This is a genomic window from Candidatus Methylacidiphilales bacterium (assembly GCA_028713655.1).
Lineage (GTDB): Bacteria > Verrucomicrobiota > Verrucomicrobiia > Methylacidiphilales > JAAUTS01 > JAQTNW01.
In genome coordinates this window covers 1-21,838 of record JAQTNW010000024.1, presented here as the reverse complement: position 1 = coordinate 21,838, position 21,838 = coordinate 1, and the positions used below count along the sequence as shown (strand labels likewise).

At 56.1% G+C, this 21,838-nt stretch carries 18 protein-coding genes; 14 read left to right on the top strand and 4 right to left on the bottom strand.

Translation table 11 applies throughout. From position 1 onward, the window contains the following. The 3 genes from PHD76_09155 to PHD76_09145 all read right to left on the bottom strand — a co-directional run bounded on the left by PHD76_09155 (position 1) and on the right by PHD76_09145 (position 3,684). Positions 1-150: a hypothetical protein gene (locus PHD76_09155; GenBank protein MDD5262000.1), complete on the bottom strand. Its 150-nt coding sequence runs from the start codon at positions 148-150 to the stop codon at positions 1-3. Between the two features lie 41 nt (positions 151-191). After that, positions 192-1,946, bottom strand: coding sequence for a hypothetical protein (locus tag PHD76_09150; GenBank protein ID MDD5261999.1), 1,755 nt, complete (start codon positions 1,944-1,946; stop codon positions 192-194). 415 nt (positions 1,947-2,361) lie between these two features. Next, the gene (locus PHD76_09145; protein MDD5261998.1) at positions 2,362-3,684 is read right to left on the bottom strand and encodes an MFS transporter; all 1,323 of its coding nucleotides are present in this window, start codon (positions 3,682-3,684) and stop codon (positions 2,362-2,364) included. A 305-nt stretch (positions 3,685-3,989) separates the two neighbouring features. Here PHD76_09145 and PHD76_09140 point away from each other — a divergent pair, with 305 nt between their 5' ends. The 7 genes from PHD76_09140 (at position 3,990) to PHD76_09110 (ending at position 13,089) form a co-directional block, all read left to right on the top strand. Next, positions 3,990-4,130, top strand: a complete 141-nt coding sequence (locus tag PHD76_09140) for a hypothetical protein (GenBank protein ID MDD5261997.1) — start codon at positions 3,990-3,992, stop codon at positions 4,128-4,130. A gap of 92 nt (positions 4,131-4,222) precedes the next feature. After that, positions 4,223-6,526 (top strand): polysaccharide lyase 8 family protein, encoded by a 2,304-nt coding sequence (locus PHD76_09135; GenBank protein MDD5261996.1) that lies wholly within the window; start codon positions 4,223-4,225, stop codon positions 6,524-6,526. A 21-nt stretch (positions 6,527-6,547) separates the two neighbouring features. After that, positions 6,548-7,798 (top strand): acetylxylan esterase, encoded by a 1,251-nt coding sequence (locus tag PHD76_09130; protein MDD5261995.1) that lies wholly within the window; start codon positions 6,548-6,550, stop codon positions 7,796-7,798. A gap of 429 nt (positions 7,799-8,227) precedes the next feature. Further along, entirely contained in the window at positions 8,228-10,102 is a 1,875-nt protein-coding gene (locus PHD76_09125) for an autotransporter-associated beta strand repeat-containing protein (protein ID MDD5261994.1), read from the top strand. Between the two features lie 283 nt (positions 10,103-10,385). Then, positions 10,386-12,371: a choice-of-anchor Q domain-containing protein gene (locus PHD76_09120; protein ID MDD5261993.1), complete on the top strand. Its 1,986-nt coding sequence runs from the start codon at positions 10,386-10,388 to the stop codon at positions 12,369-12,371. 31 nt (positions 12,372-12,402) lie between these two features. Further along, entirely contained in the window at positions 12,403-12,660 is a 258-nt protein-coding gene (locus tag PHD76_09115) for a hypothetical protein (GenBank protein ID MDD5261992.1), read from the top strand. Between the two features lie 3 nt (positions 12,661-12,663). Further along, on the top strand, positions 12,664-13,089 hold the full coding sequence (locus PHD76_09110; GenBank protein ID MDD5261991.1) for a type II toxin-antitoxin system VapC family toxin: 426 nt from the start codon (positions 12,664-12,666) through the stop codon (positions 13,087-13,089). 243 nt (positions 13,090-13,332) lie between these two features. On the opposite strand, the gene PHD76_09105 is transcribed toward PHD76_09110, so the two are convergent. Next, complete coding sequence (locus PHD76_09105; GenBank protein ID MDD5261990.1) at positions 13,333-14,973, bottom strand: hypothetical protein; 1,641 nt, start codon at positions 14,971-14,973, stop codon at positions 13,333-13,335. A 146-nt stretch (positions 14,974-15,119) separates the two neighbouring features. On the opposite strand from PHD76_09105, the gene PHD76_09100 reads away from it, so the two are divergent. The 7 genes from PHD76_09100 to PHD76_09070 form a co-directional block, all read left to right on the top strand. Continuing rightward, a complete protein-coding gene (locus PHD76_09100) occupies positions 15,120-16,049 on the top strand; it encodes a hypothetical protein (GenBank protein MDD5261989.1) in 930 nt (309 codons plus the stop codon). A gap of 25 nt (positions 16,050-16,074) precedes the next feature. Then, positions 16,075-17,466: a GntP family permease gene (locus tag PHD76_09095; GenBank protein MDD5261988.1), complete on the top strand. Its 1,392-nt coding sequence runs from the start codon at positions 16,075-16,077 to the stop codon at positions 17,464-17,466. A gap of 17 nt (positions 17,467-17,483) precedes the next feature. Continuing rightward, complete coding sequence (locus tag PHD76_09090; GenBank protein MDD5261987.1) at positions 17,484-18,608, top strand: acetyl-CoA C-acyltransferase; 1,125 nt, start codon at positions 17,484-17,486, stop codon at positions 18,606-18,608. A 76-nt stretch (positions 18,609-18,684) separates the two neighbouring features. Beyond that, a complete protein-coding gene (locus PHD76_09085) occupies positions 18,685-19,389 on the top strand; it encodes a CoA transferase subunit A (GenBank protein MDD5261986.1) in 705 nt (234 codons plus the stop codon). Positions 19,390-19,420: 31 nt separating this feature from the next. Next, positions 19,421-20,077 carry a 3-oxoacid CoA-transferase subunit B gene (locus tag PHD76_09080; protein ID MDD5261985.1) on the top strand — a complete coding sequence of 219 codons (657 nt, stop codon included), beginning with the start codon at positions 19,421-19,423 and terminating at the stop codon, positions 20,075-20,077. Between the two features lie 53 nt (positions 20,078-20,130). Further along, positions 20,131-20,904 (top strand): 3-hydroxybutyrate dehydrogenase, encoded by a 774-nt coding sequence (locus tag PHD76_09075; GenBank protein ID MDD5261984.1) that lies wholly within the window; start codon positions 20,131-20,133, stop codon positions 20,902-20,904. Between the two features lie 74 nt (positions 20,905-20,978). Continuing rightward, on the top strand, positions 20,979-21,838 hold an 860-nt coding region (locus PHD76_09070), incomplete at its 3' end, for a sialate O-acetylesterase (GenBank protein ID MDD5261983.1).

Here is a 21,838-nt window from a genome sequence, read left to right as displayed (position 1 = left end):
TTACAGAGCGTCCTGCTGTTCCATCGTGACGCGGTTCAACATCCACTTGTACTTGCGTTGCAGGTCGCCATACATGCTCCAGATGTCCGCGCGATTGCCGGTAAAACTGCATTTGACGCAGTAGTAGTCGGCGCCTTTTTGGCAAAGCACGACGTCGGTTTCCCGGGAAAAGCAGACGGGGCAGCGGAATCTTACGGCAGTTTTTTCACTCGAAGCCATGTTTGTGTCTCCTTTTGCCTGGTCAGTGTTTTTTCCAGGGTCAGCGTGTAGTAGGGATTAAAGAGGTAGCCTTCGATGGCCTGACCTTGCAGCGCGGGTCCGCCCTCGGGCTCCAGAACCAGTTCGGTGCGGACTTGCGGAATTTGCGCGCGAACCGCCTTTGCGGCGTCCGTTGCGAGGGTCTGTCCCTTGTAGGCGTAGTCGAGCGCCGCCGGTTTTGCGCCTTCGACGGAGAGGCGGATGCCCTTCATATCCTCCGGGTATTCGGTGACGCCGTAACAGCCCTTCACATATTCCCGCACGCGAATTTCGACGCCGGGATCGGAGCTCTCGACGAGCCGCCGCACGATCCGGATGTTGCCCTTGCCAGCGAAATAAAACTCGGTTTCGATGGATGCCTCGACGCCGCTGCGGAACGAGACCTTTGCCGGGCTCAGACGCACGCGGGTGTTAGGTCCATCTTTCTCCACGGCAGCCACCTTCGTCGGGCAGATGCCGAGATCGATTTCCTCACCCTTGCAGATCGCGAAAAGGGTGGTTCGCGCGCCGTCCTCGCTGTGATGGGCGATGCCCGAACGGTATTGCGAATGGATGAGGTAGGGGTAGGAACCGTAAATGGTGTGGGGCGTGTCGCGTCCGGTATCGACCGGCACCTGCCCGGCGTAGGGCCGCAGGTCGCCGATGGAACCGCCCTGCGTGGCGTCGATCAGGACGCGGAAATAGCCGTCGGAGTACCAGAAATAGTTTTTGCCCGTGCCGTAGAGCATCTCCTTGGCCAGCGCCACCTGCGGTTTTTCAATCGGCGTGTTTTTCCGATACCAGGTTGCGAATTCGCCCATGGTCATGTCCTGGCAATGGCCCTGTTTGCGCAACTCGACAAAGTATTCGAGGAAATCGCGGTAAAGGCCCGCGGAGACGGACTCGGGGTCGGCCACACAGTGGTTGGGTACAAGCCAGGCGGCGCTGACATGGACGTTGCAGTAGGAAAAACCGTCGTTGTATTTTTCCTGGAGCCGGTGCTGGTCCACCAGATTGTACATATAGGGGCAATCTTCGGCCCGATACGCCATGGCCCGCTGGACGTTGGCCGGGTGGGTGGCGAAAAAGTCGTTGCGCCCCTCGTAGGAAAGGACCAGATCGCGGCTCAAGTGCGGCACGGCCACAATTCCGGACCAGTCGGATTCGTCGGTTGCCGCGCGCAGCGCGTGAGTGCGCGAGGGGTACCAGGAAGTCCAGGGCATGCCCTCGTTGAAGAGGTACCACGAATTGTTGCAGCCGTGGAAGACCTTGACCCCTTCCTCGAAACAGCCCGCCACCGCGATCTTGACCGTCGGGCAAAGTTCGCGGATCAGGCGCTGGCACCCGGCATCGAAATGATAGGAGCCGATTGATACAGGATCGTGGCCGAAGATTTCCCGGAAAAGCTTGAAAACGATCTCGAAGATGCGCTTTTTTTCGGGCTGGCTGAAGAGCCAGATGAAGAACTCCTTGCCGCTGACTTCCTTTTCGAAATCGGGGCCTTTGAAGTCGGCGAACCAGATGCCGAGTTCATCCCCGTATTTCTCCACATCTTGGCGTATCTCCTTGAGTACGCGCTCGTCGCGAAATGCCCGCGGGTCGAGCAACAGGGTGACTTTCAAACCGAGTTGATGGGCCATGTCCTGTTGGAGACGGAACAACCGGTAATGTTCCCCGTAGGCGGGCCGATGGATCAGGTTCAGAATCATAAAATGGGTAAAAAGCGGAGCATGATGGCCGTGGGCATTGTTGTCGAACCCGAATTAAACCGTCTTATATCTAACTGTAGAATGTTCCAGGATCGTTGTCATAGAGCAAATTGCGTTTATATTGCCGCGTCGCCTCGCTCCTCGCAATGACGCATGAACGTGCGGCAGAATAAATATAATATGCTCTAACTGCAAAACTCTCACTCAAACTCCATCTCTTTTGGATTGCTGCGGCACGCCGCCGCTTTTTATCACGGACGACATGATCTTAATGCAAAGCGTCCGCCGCGGCGGACGCACTTCAAAACTGCACCTCCGCGTCTTTGCGCGAGACCTTGTGTTTTAATCCGTGTCCACCTGCTCGCGGCGAATGTCGGAGTCCGTGGTTCAAAATGTGTTCTTTTGTCTTTGCAGGCTATGGAGCCGCGTACTCTTTCGGCCCTCCGAGCTTCATAAATTGGGTGTACAAGATGACGAATGACACAAACGCCAGTAGAGCCAATCCGGAGCTGGCAAGATAGGTATAACGATAGACGTGATGAATATGGTCGAGGAACTGGCCGACGATGGGGCCCACCAGCATCGTTCCGGTGGCACTGACCAGGCCCATGGCCGAGGCGAACTGTGCAAATTTCGCCTTGGGCAACAGCATTTGCCCGAGGGATGCGGTCGAGGTCATCCAGCAGCCCGAGAGCACGCCGTGCGCGACAAGTGCGAAGGCAAACGTGCCCGCGCTTCTGGCATACAGCCCTCCCCACAAAGCGACCGCCGCGTAGAGTCCCATGGTCACCAGTCCCATGCGGACGGGATGGAACCTGTCCGCGAGCGCGCCGAGAGGATAAGACAGGATGAAAGAGATAATGTAGGTCAGCGCGATATATTTTCCCCAGGCCTCCATGCTCATGTTGATGCTCTTGGCAAAAAACAGGCTGAACAGGTTGATCGGCGTGAATGCCATCCAGGACAGTGCGATGACGCCGAAAAAAAGGAGATAATAGGGATTGCTGAAGCATTCGCGAAAATAAACCTTGATGCCGCCAGCAAAATTTTCGGCAAGGCCCCCTGCCATTTTTGGAAGAGGCGGATATTCGCCCTCCTTCACCTTGAGGCACATCATGGTAAAGCCGACGCCATACAACGCCCCGAGGCCGAGGAAAAGCCACTTGAAATGGCTTTCCGCCTTTCCGACCAGCGAATAGAAAAAAAAGATCGCCACCAGCAAGGACACCGCCCTGAACATGCCGTAGAAGCGTCCGATGACAGCGTGAGGCACGACGTCGTTGATGAGCGCGCCATAAACGGCATTGACGACAATGGCCGCGGTTTCAAAGGCCCCCCAGAACAATCCGATGACGATGAGGGTGCAAATATCAAGGCCGGGGGAATGTGCGCCCAGTATCTGGTGCAGGAAATGTCCGATAGAAGGGCCGAAAGCCAGGCCGACCATCGAAAGAACGGCAATGGGAGTGGGAGCGAGCAAAAATGGAATCCGGCGGCCCATGCGCCCGCGGTGGTGGTCCGAGAGACAACTGACAATCGGGCCAAGCACCATCGCAAGGAATTGGGGCAGGGCGCCGGTGAGAAGGGCGGCGAGGGTATCGGATGCGTGGAATCGTTGGAGTTGGGACAGGACGATTGTCGGTATCGAACGCTCCTTGAACGAGTACGCGAAATCGCCCCAAAGAAGCCAGGAAAACAGAAGGATCAGCCCGCCTGTGGTGTAGGCGAGAGTTCCCACCGTCCAAATCTTCCCCGCTCCAGAGTCGGGCGGGGATTGCGGGAATCTCTTTGTTATGAAGGCAGGAATGAGGGTGCCTTTCCGTTTGCGGTCTTCATGCATCAACCGTTGTCTTGTTTTCCGCGCCGGGAGTCAATGGGGAAGGTTGGCTTTATACAGTTAGAACGATATGGTCATTGTAGCGCATTGCCAATTCAATAAGCTCAGATTTTGAATCACGAAGGCAGCAATCGGTGATCCGGACAGGGATTGTCGGGAGACACGAAGGAAGACATTTTATCCGTAGATTGGGAAGATTCACACAGATGGAAGCGGCACAAAATCGTTCTTGGTTTTTGGTTCGTGGTTCTTTGTTCCCTGTTTTAAACCAAGGAATGGTTTTTATCTTCCTTGGCGAACTTGGTGTTGGCGCGAAATACATTCTCCGTGACTTTGCGGCTTTGTGAGAGGAAAAATGTTGAATTCGGACACAAACTGAACGCTGAAAATCCGCCACAGGACGGATTCGCCGGGGGCGAACTTGAAACTGAAAACTTGAATGAACCCATCCATGCCTTTTATCAACAAAAGATTCATGTGCGCGTTGGCGCTTGCGGCCCTGCCACTTTTTTCCCCGGACTCAATGGCTGCGGCCGACACCGCGGTGGCAACATCGCCAGGGGCGGGTGACGTGGCCATCCGATTTGAGACCGCGGCTAAAATACCATCGCCGGAACAAAGCGCCGATATGGCCTTGATCAAAAAACAATTTTGCGACTATCAGCGCGATGTTTGGAAGGGTGCAAACAGCGCCGGCAAGGACGAAGAGCAGGTGGCCGCGTGGATGAAATCGCTGACCGCGGACGGAACCTGGCCCGACGTGAACTATACGGACCTGACCCCCGGCTACTGGCGTGCTGTCGATCATATCACTCGCACCAACAAGATGTGCATGGTGTACACTTCACCGGAATGCAGGCTCCACGGCGATCCCGGGTTGTCCAGGGCGATCCACGCCGCCCTCGGCCACTGGCTGCAAAAGGATTACCGCAGTCCCAACTGGTGGCATAACGAAATCGGCGTGCCGCGCGAAATCTCGATCATCATGCTGCTCATCGAGCCCGAACTTACCCCGCAGGAACGCGCCGCGGGAATCAAGATCGTCTCCCATGCCGTGATTGACAGCCCGCCCCGTTTTGGCGGCCGAGGGGCGCTTACCGGGCAAAATCGCGTTTGGGTGGCGGAAAACACGCTGACCCGCGGTTTGCTCGCCTCAGATTTCGAGTTGGTGCAACACGCCCGCGATGTCATCTCCGAGGAAGTCACTGTCGCCACGCAGGCCGGCGGGGGCGAACCGAAGATAAGCAGGGGCAGCGCGGGCGTGGTGCTCCTCTCAACGCAGGAAGGAATCCAACCCGATTTTTCCTTTTTTCAACACGGCCCGCAGTTGCAACTCGGGAATTATGGACTGGGTTTCGCCGGGGACATCGTCACCTGGCTGACCGTCCTGCACGGCAGCAGCCTGGCGCTGGAGCAGGACAAAATCGGAATCATGAGGGATTACCTCTTGAAAGGGGAAAGTGTCGTCGTCTGGAAAGGCTTTATGGACATCAGCTCCTGCGGCCGGCAGATCGGCCCGCAATCCCCCGCGGCAAAAGGGAGCACGGTCCTCCGCATCCTGGCTCGGGCAAAAGCCTCCGACACCGATCATGCGGCGGAATATCAAGCCGCGATTGAGCAGGACAGTCCTGACGTTCCGGTCAGCGCCATTCCAGCGAAAAACACGTATTTCTGGCGCGCGGATTTCATGGTGCATCGCCGCCCCGGGTTTTACGTTTCCACGCGGATGAACTCCGCGCGGGTTTATGCCACAGAGCTTGTCAATGGAGAGAATCTCCAGGGCAAGTATCTGGGGGACGGCGCCACCTATGTTTATATGACGGGCCATGAATACGAGGACATTTTTCCCGTGTGGGACTGGTCGCGGCTGCCCGGGGTGACTTCGCCGAAAATCACCGACAAGGCCCGGCTCAAGCCGAAGAATTTCCAGATTACGAACCCATGCGAATTTGTCGGCGGGGTTGCGGACGGCGAATACGGCGCCGCCGCGCTGGCGCTTAATCGCGAGGGGCTTGCCGCCAAAAAAAGCTGGTTCTATTTTGACGACCAGATTGTCTGTCTCGGGGCGGGGATCACCTGCGCTAACAAGGACAAAGACCTTTTCATCACCACCAGCGTCAATCAATGCCTTGCCAGGGGCGGGGTTGCGGCGGATGCGGGCAAAGGCCCGGCTGCAGCGCCGGCAGGGCTCAGGGAATATGCGACGCTCAAGTGGGCCTGGCATGACAATGTCGGTTATATTTTTCCCGAGCCGCTGAACATCAGCCTCGGCAGCCAGGAACAGACGGGCAGGTGGAATGAAATTTCCTCCGGCGGAAGAAACCAGTCAACGGTAAGCAAAAATGTGTTTTCCATCTGGATCAATCACGGCGCCCTGCCGAAGGAGGATCACTACAGTTACCTGATCCTTCCGGGCGTTTCCCTGGATGCGCTTAAGGCGCAGGCGGGCGCGCCGGATGTCACAATCCTTAAAAACACTCCCGCATTGCAGGCTGTACGCAACGCCAGGCTGAAAATGACGCAGGCCGTTTTTTACGAGCCGGGAACGCTCACGTATGCCGATGGAAAAACAATCGCCGTTGACCAGCCCTGCATCCTGCTTCTCGATGAAAACAAAAACCGCCTCAGGATCGCGGATCCGACGCAAAAACTGGCCGGCATCACCGTCACGCGCGACGGGGCGGCCGTAAAATACACCCTTCCCGCCGGGGCGCAGGCCGGCTCCAGCTTCACTGCAAATTGAATTTAACCTTAAAAACATCATATGAATAAATGCCTGATTTCATTTTTCTCGCTGCTTGTTTGCGCCGCCACCCTGTGGGCGGGCGAACTCAGCTTCAACGGCATCACGGACAAGGAGGCTGCTCTCTATCAACCCGGTGAGAAAATCGTGTTCAACGTCCAGTTGTTGGAGGATTCAAAGCCGCTTACCGGGAAAAATCTGAAATGGAAGAGGACGGGGGATGATGGCAAGACGGAGACGGGTGAGGCGGTTTCCTCGGAGAAAGAGCCGCTGGTCATCACCACCGCCCTGGACAAGCCCGGTTTTGTGCGGATCGAGGTCTGGGCGCTGAACGAGAGTGGAAAACCTCTCGTGGATGCCAAAAATCAGCCGGTTCGGTTTGACGGCGGCGCGGGAGTCGAACCGGAAAAGCTGCAGCAGGGCATTCCTGAGCCCGCCGACTTTGACGATTTCTGGACAAGGCAAAAGGCAAGGCTGGCTGAAGTGCCGTTGAAATTTACCATGACCGAGGTGCCGTCGAGCGATCCCGCCTTTGTCACCTACGATGTGAAGATCGACTGCGCCGGCGGCAAACCCGTGTCAGGCTATTTTACAAAGCCAAAGGAGGCCGTCCCAAAATCCCTCAAAGCCCAAGCCGGGTTCATGGGCTATGGAGTCACTCCGGCCCAGCCTTACTATATTGCCGGTACCATGACGCTGAACGTCAATGCGCATGGGATCGAGAACGGAAAAGATGCCGCCTTTTACAAAAGTCTGGGAGAGGGTGAACTCAAAAAGTATGCTTTTAACAACGATGAGAATGCAAAACCCGAGACATGCTACTTCAATGGGATGATTCTGCGGGTCATGCGCACTTTGGAGTTTTTGAAAGCGCAACCGGAATGGAATGGCAGGGATTTGATGTCATCCGGAGGCAGTCAGGGAGGGTTTCAGGCACTTGCCGCGGCCGCACTGGACAAGGATGTCAGCAAATGCTTTGCGATGATTCCCTGGTGCAGCGATCTGGGCGGCATTACCGTGGGCCGACTCAGGGGCTGGAGGCCGGACTGGGCGGAGGGCCTGGGTTATTACGATACGGTCAACATGGCGAAGCGCATCAAATGCGAAGTCTCCATTGTCGCCGGCCTGGGCGACTATGTGTGTCCGCCCTCCGGGGTTTGCGTTCTCTACAACAACATCAAGGCGGCAAAACAACTGAATCTGATCCAGGGAAAAACACACACCTACAATCCGCCCGGCAATCCGCAGAAAATCACGTTGAAAGGCAATTGACCCGGAATGTCGCCGCGCCAAGGGAAAGCCAAAGTCAGCACAGGCTCTCACGCGAAGACGCAAAGCCGCAGTTTTGGAGTGCGTCCGCCGCGACGGACGCTTTGCACTATCGACATGTCGTCCGTAATAAAAAGCGGCTTCGTGCCGCCGCAGCCCAAAAGAGATGGGGATGGAGTTTGAGTGAGAGTTTCGTGGTTAATCTGCGGAGAAAAAGGTGTTTGGCTTTCCTTCGTGCCTTGGTGACTTCGTGGTTTAACCCGAGTTTTCTGAATTCAATATTCCGAATTCTTCATTTTTCCGCGTTTTTTACCCTGTTGGAGTCAATTCTACAGTAAGAATTTAGTACCTGTTGTCAAATGATGCCTATGCGAGTAATGTTTAAATTAGCAACGAACCAAACCGAACGTTAAAAGCCTCTGGGGAAAAATTATGAAGAACCATATCGAAAACCTGTCTGGAGCCCATTATACGCGTCCGCGCGCGGGAATCTTGTTATGCCTCACCGCTCTTGCGGCCGTATTCCTGCTTTTAGCCATGCCTGTTGCACAGGCCTCGACACTGACTTGGGACAATAGCGGCGCCAATCCGGCAGCGCCGACCGATGGCACTACCAGTCTCTGGGATACCACTGCCACGGTCTGGAGTAACACGACTACCGATTCAGCCTGGGTCAACGCCAATAACGACACCGCTGTTTTCGGCAGCAACAATGGCACAGCCGGAACGGTCAATCTGGGGTCGGCTATCACGGCTGGCGGAATTACTTTTAATGCAGCGACCAGCGGTAATTACACCATCGCCGGTGGCTCAGGGCCATTTGCGTTAACCTTGGCGGGAGCAACCCCGACTATCACGGCCAACGTCAATGCGACCATCAGTGCGGGTATCACGGGCACGGTAGGGCTGGTCAAAAGTGGCAGCGGCACGTTGGTATTGAGCGGAACAAATACCTACTCGGGTGGGACCACCATTAACGGCGGCATTCTGAGCATCAGTGGCGCTGTGACGGCTAACGGCAGCCCCTCCAATATAGGAACAGCCGGCGTCACATTAGATGGGGGCACTCTGTTAATGGCCAGCCCGGCATCCCTGCCAAGCTCATTTAACCGCGGGATCACCCTGGGTGCAAACGGCGGCACGTTGCAAGTGGACGGTGCTTTGGCAAGCGGTCTCAACTATAATGGAACTTTTTCAACAACGGGTTCCGGAGCGCGCACATTCACACTTTCCGGCAGTCAAATCAAAAATAACATAACACAAGCAATTGTGGACGGAACGGGCGGCGCGACCTCTTTGGTCAAGGCTGGCAGCAGTGACTGGACCATTGGCGCGACTACAGCCAGCACTTATACCGGCACTACGGACATCCAGGGAGGCACTCTGATTCTTGGTAAACTCAACGCCCTCCCTACGACGACCACCCTCTCGGTGGCCAATGGAGCCACCCTCAGGCTCAATGGATTCAATCAAACCGTGGCCTCGTTGTCGGGTGCAGGCAATGTCACTAATAACGCTGTAAATACCTCAACGCTGACGGTCGGTTCAGGCTCATTCAGCGGCGCACTCCAAGATTTCACGCCGAACTCCAGAATCCTGGCCCTGGCCAAAAACACTGCGGGAACGCTCAGACTAAGCGGCAACAGCAACACCTACACCGGTGGCACGACGATCTCGAACGGTACCTTGATTGTAAACAACACGCTGAGCACCAGCAGCGGCTTGAGCGTGGGTGCCGTAAGCGTCACTTCAGCGACCCTCGGCGGCAACGGGTACATAGCCTTGGGCTCGGCCACAGTCTCAGCCCCGACAATCGCCGTCGGATCCGGCGGCATTATTGCTGCGGGGGATGGCGGCATCGGCACGCTGACTTTGAACGGCGCCAACACGAGCGGAGCCATCCTGGACATGCAAGCGGGATCAAAATTCACTTTCGATCTGGGTCCCACAAGCACCAGCGACCTGGTCCAGTTTTACAACTATGCAGGAGCGGCTGATTTTCTACGGGACAGTGGCGGCATCACCTTGGATTTCACCGGCGCACAGGCGGGCATCTATCAGCTTTTCAAGTTTTACTCGAATTCGGGATCAACCTTGGTTAGTGAGGGCTTTACCCAGGGCACGTCCAACTTTACACTCGGTTCCGGCCTGACGGGATTCACTGCGGTATGGGATTATACCACGCCCGGCATCATTTCCCTGAACCTCACCGCCGTTCCGGAGCCTTCCACCTACGCGATGTTGCTTGGTGGGGTCGGACTGTTGGTTGTGTTGCGGAGGCTGGGCGCCAACAGTCGTAAATCCTGACATGCCTGGAATTGCATGACACAAGTATAAGTTTTCACGCAAGACCGGGGCGTTAGAGTGAAGCGTGCCCGGGTGCGCTGGAGAAGATGGAGGGTCGAGCTAGCTCGACCCTCCATTGTTTTTTAATCCCAAAAGAAAGGGGTCAATTCTGATCATCATCGCTAGTGAACTCCAATACTACAGGTAGAACTAAGCAGTGATTGCAGTCAATGTCCATTTAAGCAAACCTGCTTGCGGAGTCAAAAACTTATACCCCTATAAAAATAACACACCGGGACAAACTATGAACAAAACCTATATTCAAGTGCTTGCTCTGCTGAGTCTGTTGGGCTGCGGCGCAGCAAATGCCACCGACTATTATTGCGACCCCGTGACCGGCTCCATGTCCAACCCAGGCACATCCGCCAGTCCCTGGAGCACCCTGGAAGCCGTGTTCACCGCCAACAAAACATTCGTCGCTGGCGATGTCATCAACCTCCGTACCGGTTACCATGGCTTTCCTTCCATCAAGGGCAACAACTCCGGCGATGTGACGATCCAGGCGCAGAACGGAAATACGCCGACGGTCAAAAAAATAACCGCCTCCTATAATGCGGCCTCGCATTGGGTGATTTCCGGTCTGACAATCAGTCCGGAAACCGCCGGCACGACTGACAACGGAAGATACGTTTATTTTCTCACCGGCTGCCATTATATGACGGTGAAAAACTGTCTTATTTACTCGGCGTCGAACATTACCGGCTGGACCGCGACCGATTGGACCAACAACGCGGGCTCCGGAATTGTATCGTATGCTGACAATACCGTGCTTTTGAACAACACCTTGCGAAATGTCGGCGGCGGAATCGCAATTTTGCGGACATCCACCGGCCAGGCATCCAACTCACGAGTGACCGGCAACCTGATCGAGAACTTTTGCGGCGATGCCATGGTGGGTTTGGCTGATAATTCCATCTTTGATTACAATACCATCCGGAACTGTTATAATAACGGCGGTACCACGCATCGGGATGGGTTCCAAAGCTGGTCGGTAGGCACCGATGGCGTGGCGGGAAATGGCATCGTCACAGGCGTCACGCTGCGCGGCAACATCTTCATCAGCCAGACCGATCCCAACCAGCCGCTCAGCACGGAAGATGGGGGCACCATGCATGGCATCGGTTGTTTCGATGGGATGTACGATAATTGGATCGTGGAGAACAATCTGATTGCGAACGGCAACGATTACGGGATTTCCTTCGATGGCGCCCGCAACTGCCGCATCGTCAACAATACCGTGCTGGTAAACCCCTTGAAGCGCGCCGGCACCCCATATCCCTATTCGAGAATCTATCTTGCCGCGCACAAGGCGGGCGGGCCTTACGCCAATGTGTACGCCTCTGATAACATCATCCGCAACAATATCGTTGCCCTTATTTCCGAATGGCATACCACCAATACGACGTTGGATCATAATATCATCACCACGGCTTATGACACAGGGTATTTTGTGAACTACTACGGCTTTGACTTCCATACGAAGTCCGGCAGTCCGCTGATCGATACGGGCAGCGCCACGTTGGCTCCCGCGATCGATCTGGATGGCGTACCCCGGCCGCAAGGGGTCGGCTTTGACATTGGCGCTTATGAATTTGTCAGCGCCCTTTTTGGCAACAGCTTTGAAGCCTATCCCGCCAATGCCAACATCGGCGGACAGCCGGTTGGTACGACCACCTGGGCAGTAGCGGGTACGGGAACCGGGGCCTTCGCCATCGTTTCCAACGCGCAGGCGTACAGCGATGGTGGAAGCAAATCGCTCTATCTTTCCCAGACCGCCACGGGTTTCCGCCCCCGCGCCACGGTCAATCTTGTGGCCGGCGGTTTTATTCCGTCCGCTCTTGCAAAGGGATCGGTTTCCTTTGCGGTGTGCGAGGATCCCGCCAACGGCGGGGGCGCGAATTTTTATACTGTGAACATTGGCAACATGAGCCTCTCGCGCTTCGATCAAAGCGGTGTTGGAAAGCTCGTTTTCTCCGTCACGGGAGGGAGCTATATCGGTGCTGGTTTCACCGGCACCGGCTATACCTACACGCCCGGCGCGTGGAATCTGATCGAGGTGTCTTTTGACAACACAGCAAAAGCCGCCTCCCTCTACATCAACGGCGGGTTGGCGGGAACGATCACAGGCGCCTCGTCCGATTTCTCGGTGTCATCGATCACTCTCGGCCTTTATTCCAGCGGCAGCACCAGCGACAAAGTCTATTTCGATGCGGTGCAGGCGGCTCCTTGACAGGGCTGTGAAACATGTTCATCCTACGGTCATGAAGACCATCACCGTACGGGATGTCCGTCAGCACTGGCCTGAAGCGGAGCGAGCCCTGGAGGTGGAAAGGGAAATTATCATCACCCGCGACGGCCGTCCGGTGGCCAAACTCAGCCGCATCACGCCGAAAACAAAAAAACGCAAACGCTTCGATCCAATTGCCCATCGCAAATGGAAGGAACAATTGTGGGGCAAGGGCGTGACTGTGAATTGGGTTCAGGAATTCTGCGAAAAGGACCGCGCTGAGCGCTTTTGAAGAATGCTTTATCTCGATACAAGCTCGCTGTTGAAATACCTGCTTCCAGAGCCGGGCGATGAAGCCGCCGAAGCGGCCATTCACCGGGAGGAGGAAGTAGCGGTTTCCCAGCTTGCGGAATTGGAAGCCGCGGTCCAGCTTCGCGCCAGGCATCTGGGCGGAGCGCTGCGCCCGCGCCTTTATCACGCGTTGCTTGCCAAACTGCAAGCCTTGGACAAGGAGTCTCCGTTTGTATTCCAGGCGCTCTCTGGCCAGGTTTTTCCCACAGCCCTTCGCCAGCATCGCAAAGGAGAATCGGTTCATTGCCGCTCGCTTGACCGCCTGCACCTTGCGGCCATGGAGGAACTTGGGATCACGCGTCTGATGACTCATGACGCCCGCCAGGCCATGGCGGCGAGAGCCCTTGGGTTTGAAGTCATCACCCCATAACCCGGATGTTTCACACGCTTCTGAAAACCTCAGCAAAGTGTCCTGCTCCAAAGTGTGGCAGGAACTGGGGTGCAGGAACATCCGGGTTACATAGCCTGCATATGCCCAGTACGTATCTTTCCGCTGTTACGTCCCGGCGCTAACAGGTTGACCATTGAAATGAGTATGAAATATGCAGGCTAAACATCGATTACTTGAAAAATTCGAAGTAATGGTTGAAGAACCGTTGAGGATTGACTGTCGTCACGGCTTTGGGTTGGGGACCCATTGTCCTTTGCTGGCATGGAATTTCCGGGTTGCTTCATCCAGCTTGCCATCCACCCATGTCCACTTGAGATTGTCCGTGCCGCCGGGTTGTTCGGGCGCAGTGGAACGGTACGCATCCCACATTTGCTGCATAAAAATCGCCGTGGTATCCCGGGTTGGAACGGGTTTCCCGTTTGTATCGAGCCTCGTCTGCCCCGGCGCCATGTACCAGTCGCAATAATCAAAAAAAGCGTCATGGTTCCACGCGGACTTCATCTTCATGTACAGCGCGGCCAGGGCGAAGGCGTTCCAGTTGCATGTGACCCAGTAGTATTTATTTGTAAATTTGTCGTCTTCATTCCATTCGAAGAATGGTTTTTCCAAATAGGCCTGCCGGGTGTGGGTGTGAAAAACAATCTGCCACAGAACATTCTGGCCATCCGCGCCCTTGCCATAGTAGGTGTCCAAATCCTCCTGAAAAATTGTGGTTGGCGCCGGATCGCCCGTCGGCGAAGGCAGAATCTCCAACTTGCTGTGGCCGCGGAGCGCTTGCAAATCCACCGGCGGGAATGTTCGCAGCGCGGGCTGGTCGAGCATGGCGCTCGCGAAAATAATCGGCCACTTTCGTCCCATCCAGTGGCCGCCGTCGGAAAACCACTGTCGGCCGCATTCCGCCAGGCCGTGGAGGTCGATCCCCAGTTGCAGATAACTGATCATGAGTTTTTGCTTCTGCTTCTGCGGGACATCGAGAAGCAGCATCAGGCCCGCTGTGGATGTCAGGTTGGTAAAAATGCCGCCATAGCTGGGCTGGTTCTGCCCCGGCCCAGTGGCTTGGATCAGCCAACTGGAAATATGGTCGAGCCAGGGACGTTCAAAAACGCGCGCCATGGCGTTCCAGTCCGGAGTTGCCGCGACCGGTTTGAGATTCGGCAGCAAGTCCCAGCGGATGTCTTTCGTCCGATAAATTGTTTTTGTCTTACCGATATACGCGGGACGAAACGCATCCGCCGGGGGAGCCTGATCCAGACAGGTGAGCACGGCAGCGCTGTCCAACGCCAGCGGTATCTCCTTGCCGGCTGCTAGGCCCTTGGTCAAGTCCGGCGTCTGGATTGCGGGAACGTATGGCGTCGCCAGACTTCCTTTTTTGTTGTAGTTCTCGCTGCTGATGCTTGAGATCAACGATTGGCCGGGCGCCAGGCTGCTGGGGAACTTTGTGGAGAGCGCCGGGTCGAAGTTCGCAAGGCGCGAATCGTAACCCTGTTTTGAAAAATCCATTGGGATTTCCGTGTCTGCGGAGAAAAGCATCGAGCCGTTTCTCAGGCGCTTGTCGTTGCCAAGCGAGGTGGCGCCGTAAATACTTTTGGCTTCGGTGGCCGGTTCATCCGCGGGCGCGGGTCCGGGCGTGGGGGAGACGCTGATCACAGTGACGGGTCCGACCACCCACCAGTCGCCGGTGACAAATTGTCCTGCCGGAACTTCTTTCTCAAAAGTCCAGGTGATGCCGTATTGGGTAATGGTTTTGACCTGGGCGGGCGGGGTGGGGGCGTTTTCCAGGCCGGGATTTTCCGTTTCCGAAGGACTGGCGGTGGATAAGGCGTTGTGGAGGAAGCCGATGAGCAGGGCAAAAACAAATTTCATCCGGACAACCCTAGGTTGAAACGAAGTTCACTACAAATCCCGCTCATTTCTACATGTAGAATGGCAACTTGATTGCCGGAAACCATCATTTTAGAGACAACAGAATAACAAAGTCTATGCTAAGTTCCCAACCGGCATTTCAAATCATGAAACTCAAATTATTCATCTGCCTTTTGCTGTTTCCGATTGCAGGCGCTTTCAGCGAAGAAGCCTTGCTGAAAAGCCCGGAAACCGCCGCAGCGACGGCCAACGTGGCCTTGGAGCCGATCGTCAAAGGCCAGCGCATTTTCGCCGCCCACCACAGCTATTTCGCGCAAGTCCCGCCCATTCTGGATGAGATCGCGAAGTCAGCGGGCGTTGAAGGCCAGGTATTCGTTGGAACAAATTATATTGGCGGCTCGAAGACCATTCAACATTGGTATATCAAGGATGCTGATAACAAGGCCAAGCAAGCTTTGCAAACGGGTGCCGTGGATGTGCTCGTGTTGACTCCGATTTATCTTCCCGATGCCGGAATCGAAAAGTTTGCGCAACTGGGTCTGCAGCACAATCCGGACATTCGCGTGACCGTGCAGGAATTCTGGCTGCCTTTCGATGCCTACGAACCGCATTATTACGATCCTCCGAAGATACCGGTTCCCACCTCGGTGGATCACAACGCGCAGACCGGCGATTCCCTGCGTGCGATTCACCAGCGCTATTTCGACGAAATGGACGCGCACATCCGCGCGGTGAACACGAAGCTTGGCAAGCAGGTGATTTTCGTCGTGCCGGTGGGTCAGGCCGTTATTGCGCTGCGCGAAAAAATCATTGCCGGAGAAGCTCCGGGATTGAAAACGCAGGAGGATATTTTCCGCGATCCGCTTGGACATCCCAAGCCGGCGCTGCAAGCGTTGATTTCCTACGCGCACTATGCGGTGATTTACCGGAAAAGTCCCGTTGGCTTGCCCATCCCCAAGGTGCTGGCCGATCTCAAGCTTCCTGCGGGCGAAACGGATAAGCTCAACCGCCTTCTCCAACAACTGGCCTGGGATGCGGTGATTCATCATCCGCTCAGCGGAGTCGTTTCCAAGTAAACCAAAGATAGGCCAATCCCCCTCGATGAACGCCGTAATCATTCTCACCGCGCTCGTGTTTCTCATGGTTGTCGCTTATCGCGGTTTCAGCGTGATCCTTTTTGCTCCCGTGGCGGCGCTCATGGCCGTTTTTTTGACGGATACTTCCGCAGTCCCGCCGCTTTTCACAGGTCTTTTCATGGAAAAGACGGCGGGCTTCATAAAGCTTTACCTGCCCGTTTTTCTGCTGGGTGCCGTTTTCGGAAAGCTCATTGAGATTTCCGGATTTTCGCGATCCATCGTGGCCTCAGTCATCCGGACCGTCGGATCCCAACGCGCAATACTTTCCATCGTCCTGGTCTGCGCGCTGCTGACCTATGGCGGGGTGTCCCTCTTTGTCGTCGTGTTCGCCGTCTATCCCTTTGCCGCCGAGATGTTCCGTCAAGGGGACATTCCCAAGAGGCTCATCCCGGGAACCATTGCGCTGGGGGCTTTCAGCTTTACCATGGATGCGCTTCCCGGTTCGCCGCAGATTCAGAATATCATCCCCACCTCCTTCTTCCACACCACCACATGGGCGGCCCCGTGGTTGGGGGTGGCCGGGTCGATTTTCATTTTTGTCACGGGAATGGGCTATCTGGAATGGCGGCGCAAGAGTGCCCGGACAGCGGGCGAGACCTATGGCGCGGGTCATAGAAACGAGCCCGAAGTGTCTCTCCTCGGATCACCGATCCCGCCCATTGTGGCACTCCTGCCGCTCGTCGTTGTCGGCGTTGCCAACAGTGCCTTTACCTGGCTCATCCCGAAATTCTACGCCGCCACGAATGAAACTTTATTGGGGGGAATGACGGTTCCTGTCGTCACGCAGACTGAAAAGGTGACGGCGATCTGGGCGGTCGAAGGGGCGCTTTCATTGGGCATTCTCACCATTGTCGGATTTGCCTTCAAGGCGGTTGCCGGGAAATTTACCGAGGCGTCGAAGTCTGCAGTGGACGGGGCGCTGATGGCCTCGGTCAACACGGCGGCGGTATATGGTTTTGGCGCCGTTGTGGCCGCTCTACCCGGCTTTGTCTTGATCCGGAATGCTTTGAAGCTGATTCCCAATCCGCTCGTCAACGAAGCCATCACGGTTACGGCGCTCGCCGGTATCACCGGTTCGGCCTCCGGTGGCCTGGGTATTGCTCTGGGCAGTATGGCGGACCAGTTCATCGCCGCCGCGCATACAGCCGGCATTTCCCCGGACGTGCTGCACCGCGTGGCCTCCATGGCGAGCGGGGGGATGGACACATTGCCGCATAACGGGGCCGTCATCACACTTCTGGCGGTGACCGGTCTCACGCACCGCCAATCCTATCGGGATATATTTGCGGTCACCTGCATCAAAACGCTGTCCGTGTTCGTTGTGATCGCGCTTTACTATGCGACAGGTACCGTCTGACAATATAATTTATGACCATGAAACCCATCTGGATTGTCTCCGCAAAACGCACTCCGCAAGGCCGTTTTCTTGGCGGATTGGCAAAACGTTCCGCCGTCGAACTGGGGGTGGCGGCCGGGAGAGCCGCACTCGCGGGCATCGATCCCTCGATTGTTGATTCGGTGATTGTCGGTAATGTGTTGGGTGCGGGACTCGGCATGAACGTGGCGCGCCAGATCGGGATTGGAGTCGGCCTGCCCGTCAGCACGCCCGCCTTTACGGTCAACATGATGTGCGCGTCCGGAATGCAGGCGGTTATTCTTGCGACCCAGGCCATCCGTGGCGGCGCCGCCCGCATGGTGCTTTGTGGCGGCACCGAATCAATGTCCAATGCGCCGTATCTGCTGAACCGTGCGCGGTCGGGTTACAAGCTGGGCGATGGCGTGCTGATTGATTCCGCTTTGCGTGACGGGCTGACCGATGCGTTCAGCAACGAGCACATGGGTGTTACCGCCGAGCGTGTCGCGGAGCGCTGCAACATTTCCCGCGAAGCGCAGGATCGTTTCGCCGTGCGCAGCCAGCAGCGCTACGCTGCGGCGGAGGCCGCCGGACATTTCCGCGACGAAATCACGCCGGTGGACAAGCTGGAGAAGGATGAGCATCCGCGTCCTGAAACCACCGTCGAGACGCTTGCCACGCTGCGCCCCGCGTTCAATCCAAAAGGCACGGTGACGGCAGGCAACGCCTCGGGCCTCAATGACGGTGCGGCCATGCTGGTGATCTGTGATGAGGCGCGCGGGATTGAGTGCGGACTGAGCCCGCTCATGGTGATCACGGCCGGCGCATCTGTGGGCTGCGATCCGGATGTCATGGGATTGGGTCCGGTCTATGCGACGAGAAAAATTACCAGCGATCCCGGCGGGTTCGACATGATCGAACTCAACGAGGCATTCGCCGCGCAATCCATCGCCTGCATTGTGGAATTGGGGCTTGATGAGGGGAAAGTCAACACGGATGGCGGGGCGATTGCGCTCGGTCATCCAATTGGCGCCAGCGGAGCGCGGTTGCTGGTGCATCTCGCGCACCGGCGGCCCCGGAGCGGACTGGCGTCCCTGTGCGTGGGCGGAGGCATGGGTTGCGCGGTGGCCATGCAGCGCCCCTGACTACACAGAGCATACGGGATGCATCTGCCGCGGATTTTTTTTGGAACATGAGCCAACTTGTTGAAAGCGAAACCCTATGACCGGACGAAATAAGATTGTCAACTCCTTCACCGCAGCTGTTCAGGATATTCAGGACGGGGCAACCCTCATTGTTGGCGGATTTGGACTCTGTGGAATTCCTGAACAGGCAATTCTGGCCCTGAGGGAAAGGGGGCCGAAAAACCTGACAATCGTCAGCAACAATTGCGGAGTCGAAGATTGGGGGCTGGGGGTTCTGCTGGCGAACAAGCAGATCAAGAAAATGGTGTCCTCCTATGTCGGGGAGAACAAGATATTCGAACAACAGTTTTTAAGCGGCGAAGTCGAAGTTGAGCTCGTGCCCCAAGGCACGCTGGCGGAGCGGATACGAGCGGGGGGAGCCGGGATCCCGGGTTTTTACACGGCAACCGGAGTGGGGACGCCTATTGCCGAGGGAAAAGAGCACAAGGAGTTTGATGGTCGGGTCTATATTCTTGAAAAAGCCATCGTGGGCGACTTTGCCCTTGTGAAGGGCTGGAAGGCGGACCGGCTTGGGAACCTGGTTTACCGCAAGACCGCGCGGAATTTTAATCCACTGGCGGCAATGGCCGGCAAAGTGACAGTTGCCGAGGTTGAAGAAATCGTGGAAGTGGGCGGACTGGAACCGGATCACATTCATACCCCGGCCATTTTTGTCCAACGGGTGTTGTGTGGTGGAAATTATCAGAAAAGAATCGAACGCCGTACGGTCAGAAAACCATAAAACCATTACCGGAACCCATCAGGGAAGACATATGCAGGACACTCGATCGACTATTGTGAAGCGGGCGGTACGTGAGATTCAGGACGGGATGAACGTCAATTTGGGCATCGGCATGCCCACCTTGATTGCCAACGAGATTCCCGGAAATCTCAGCGTATTGCTGCAATCGGAAAACGGATTGCTCGGAATCGGGCCTTATCCTTTGGAAGGGTTGGAGGATGCCGATTTGATCAACGCGGGCAAGGAAACGATCACGTCCGTCACGGGGGCTTCTTTTTTCGACAGCGCCGAATCGTTTGCCATGATCCGGGGCGGACACATTGATCTCGCCATACTGGGTGGAATGGAAGTTTCCGAACAGGGCGATCTGGCCAACTGGATGATCCCCGGCAAACTTGTAAAGGGGATGGGAGGGGCGATGGATCTCGTCAACGGGGCGAAGAGGGTCGTGGTCATCATGGAACATGTGAACAAACATGGTGAATCGAAGGTAAAAAAGCAATGTACGCTGCCTTTGACCGGCCAACGGGTGGTGCACCGGCTGATTACCGACCTGGCCGTCTTTGACTTCACGTCCTCTGGCATGGTGCTGGTAGAAACGCAACCGGGAGCCTCAACGGAGGAAATCAAGGAGAAGACGGAAGCCTGCTTTACGGTTTCAACAGCCCTGTGTACCGGACAGGGTTAGGGGAAATTGCCAAAGTTCCGCAAGTGGCGGCAGTCAACAGGAGAACTTTGATTATGATGAATCCAAAACGCAGCATTCTCATCACAGGCGCCGGCAGCGGCCTGGGACGCGGACTCGGCCTTTGTCTCGCACAATGGGGACATTCCATCGTTGCGAGCGACCTCAACGTTGAAGGAGCGGGAGAAACCGCCGCGCTGATCAAGGAGATGGGAGGGATAGCGGAAGCCCACGCCCTTGATGTGACTTCAGAGGAGGACATCGGGCGGTTGTTGCAGGAGCTTGGTCAGCGGCGCATCGACGTGCTGGTGAACAACGCCGGGTTGCAGCACGTCTCGAAAATTGAGGAGTTTTCCACCGCCAAATGGGATTTGCTGCTGAATGTGATGCTGAAAGGTTCCTTTCTCATGACGCGAGCCCTTCTGCCCGGCATGAGAAAAAGCGGATTTGGGCGCATCATTAACATCGGGTCGATTCATTCTCTCGTTGCGTCACCTTACAAATCCGCCTACGTCACCGCAAAGCACGCACAGATCGGCTTTTCCAAAGTTATCGCGCTGGAAACGGCGGATGCGGACATCACCATTAACACCATCTGTCCCTCCTACCTTCGGACGCCGCTCGTGGATGCCCAGATCAAGGACCAGGCACGCGTACGCGGGATTTCCGAAGATGAGGTGATCGGGAGCATCATGCTCCAGCCAATGCCGAAGAAGATGTTCATCACGTTTGAGGAAGTCGCCGCCGCAGTGGAATATCTTTCCAGTCCCCTGGCCCGCAATGTGACGGGACATACAATCACAATAGACGGGGGTTGGACAGCGCAGTAAACAAGCCGAACCAATCCGGTGGCCGGGCTCCTTTTTGCCCGCGAACCAGGTACGGCATACTTCAAATTATAACCATGAAACGCCATTTTATTTTATCTGTATTGTGGATTTTTGGAACTGCCGCGTGCCTGAATGGGGAGGTGCGGTTGCCGTCGATTTTCGGTGATCACATGGTCTTGCAACAGGGGCAAAAGCTTCCGGTATGGGGATGGGCTGAGCCGGGTGAGGAAGTCGCGGTATCGATCGGCGACAAAACAGCCCATGTGACAACGGGGAAGGACGGCAAATGGCGCGTGGAACTGGAGCCAATTTCAGTTTCCGGCAATCCGCTCGAAATAGTTGTCAAGGGGCGTAATGAATTGAAATTGGCCGATGTGCTGGTAGGCGATGTTTGGATTTGCTCCGGGCAGTCGAATATGGAGTTCGGCCTCAGCCGCGCGCACAATGCGGCCACGGAATTGCCGAAGGCCGATTGCCCGCAAATCCGGTTGTTTCTGGTTGCCAAAAAGAACTCGATCCAGGCGCAGGACGATGTCGCGGGCAAATGGGAAATTTGCACACCCGCAACTGCAGCGCGCTTTTCCGCGGTGGGTTATTTTTTCGGACAGGATATTTACGGGGCTTTTCACCAGCCGATAGGCCTGATTGGAACCTACTGGGGCGGCACCCCGGCGCAGGCGTGGACCAGCCTGGACGGCCTTCGCAAAGATGCGGAACTCAAGGGTCATGTTCAAGCTGCGGAAAAATTGATTGCCAATTATCCCCAAGCCTCCGTTGTCTATAAAGACAAGATGGCCGAATACAATGAGGCCAAAAAGAAATGGGACGAACAATACGGAGCCGCCAATGCCGCGGCCCTGAACACATGGAAAAGCGAGGCTGCAACATTGGCCACTGAGGGCAAACCGGCGCCGCCCATGCCCAAGCCCGAGCC

Bases quoted from the DNA above. Each gene is read 5' to 3' on its own strand.
- PHD76_09150 (MDD5261999.1), bottom strand. From the start codon at position 1,946: ATGATTCTGAACCTGATCCATCGGCCCGCCTACGGGGAACATTACCGG.
- PHD76_09110 (MDD5261991.1), top strand. From the start codon at position 12,664: ATGCTTTATCTCGATACAAGCTCGCTGTTGAAATACCTGCTTCCAGAG.
- PHD76_09075 (MDD5261984.1), top strand. From the start codon at position 20,131: ATGATGAATCCAAAACGCAGCATTCTCATCACAGGCGCCGGCAGCGGC.
- PHD76_09115 (MDD5261992.1), top strand. From the start codon at position 12,403: ATGAAGACCATCACCGTACGGGATGTCCGTCAGCACTGGCCTGAAGCG.
- PHD76_09140 (MDD5261997.1), top strand. From the start codon at position 3,990: ATGGAAGCGGCACAAAATCGTTCTTGGTTTTTGGTTCGTGGTTCTTTG.
- PHD76_09080 (MDD5261985.1), top strand. From the start codon at position 19,421: ATGCAGGACACTCGATCGACTATTGTGAAGCGGGCGGTACGTGAGATT.
- PHD76_09125 (MDD5261994.1), top strand. From the start codon at position 8,228: ATGAAGAACCATATCGAAAACCTGTCTGGAGCCCATTATACGCGTCCG.
- PHD76_09135 (MDD5261996.1), top strand. From the start codon at position 4,223: ATGAACCCATCCATGCCTTTTATCAACAAAAGATTCATGTGCGCGTTG.
- PHD76_09085 (MDD5261986.1), top strand. From the start codon at position 18,685: ATGACCGGACGAAATAAGATTGTCAACTCCTTCACCGCAGCTGTTCAG.
- PHD76_09120 (MDD5261993.1), top strand. From the start codon at position 10,386: ATGAACAAAACCTATATTCAAGTGCTTGCTCTGCTGAGTCTGTTGGGC.
- PHD76_09090 (MDD5261987.1), top strand. From the start codon at position 17,484: ATGAAACCCATCTGGATTGTCTCCGCAAAACGCACTCCGCAAGGCCGT.
- PHD76_09105 (MDD5261990.1), bottom strand. From the start codon at position 14,973: ATGAAATTTGTTTTTGCCCTGCTCATCGGCTTCCTCCACAACGCCTTA.
- PHD76_09100 (MDD5261989.1), top strand. From the start codon at position 15,120: ATGAAACTCAAATTATTCATCTGCCTTTTGCTGTTTCCGATTGCAGGC.
- PHD76_09095 (MDD5261988.1), top strand. From the start codon at position 16,075: ATGAACGCCGTAATCATTCTCACCGCGCTCGTGTTTCTCATGGTTGTC.
- PHD76_09130 (MDD5261995.1), top strand. From the start codon at position 6,548: ATGAATAAATGCCTGATTTCATTTTTCTCGCTGCTTGTTTGCGCCGCC.